The 708-nt window shown below is 45.9% G+C and carries 4 tRNA genes; all 4 read right to left on the reverse strand.

Annotated features, from left to right (window positions below):
- Positions 1-164: 164 nt before the first annotated feature.
- A tRNA-Gly gene (locus tag AC59HZ_RS31490) sits at positions 165-238 on the reverse strand.
- Positions 239-253: 15 nt separating this feature from the next.
- Positions 254-330 (reverse strand) — tRNA-Pro (locus AC59HZ_RS31495).
- Positions 331-336: 6 nt separating this feature from the next.
- Positions 337-413, reverse strand: a tRNA-Arg gene (locus AC59HZ_RS31500).
- Between the two features lie 71 nt (positions 414-484).
- A tRNA-Leu gene (locus AC59HZ_RS31505) sits at positions 485-570 on the reverse strand.
- Positions 571-708: the final 138 nt, after the last annotated feature.

The raw sequence follows: 708 nt of genomic DNA on the forward strand, positions 1-708 counted from the left end.
TTAGGCACGCCGCCAGCGTTCGTCCTGAGCCAGGATCAAACTCTCCAAGAAAGTTGATTAGCTCATAAAATAAAACGTTGGCTCGTTTCAAAAAGAAACGAATATTATTGTTTGTTGACGTTTTTGTTTGTTTAGTTTTCAAAGAACAATCATATAAGGTAATTTGGAGCGGGTGATGAGAATCGAACTCACAACATCAGCTTGGAAGGCTGAGGTTTTACCACTAAACTACACCCGCATATATAATTTTGAATGGTCGAGAAGACAGGATTCGAACCTGCGACCCCTTGGTCCCAAACCAAGTGCTCTACCAAGCTGAGCTACTTCTCGTAATAATGGCGCGCCCGAAAGGAGTCGAACCCATAACCTTCTGATCCGTAGTCAGACGCTCTATCCAATTGAGCTACGGGCGCATCTTGTTAAAACCAACTTTTAAAGTTTATCGCATTTGATTTGATTTGTCAAATCTTTTTTTGATCTTTTTTGGTGCGGCCGAGAGGACTTGAACCTCCACGGGGTTGCCCCCACTAGGCCCTCAACCTAGCGCGTCTGCCATTCCGCCACGACCGCATTAAATCAGCGACAAAGATAATCATATCAGATTACCGATTGCATTTCAAGAGGAAATAAATGGTGCGGGTGAAGGGAGTCGAACCCCCACGCCTTGCGGCGCCAGATCCTAAGTCTGGTGCGTCTGCCAATTCCGCC

The sequence above is a fragment of the Neobacillus sp. DZ-9 genome (assembly GCF_059587065.1).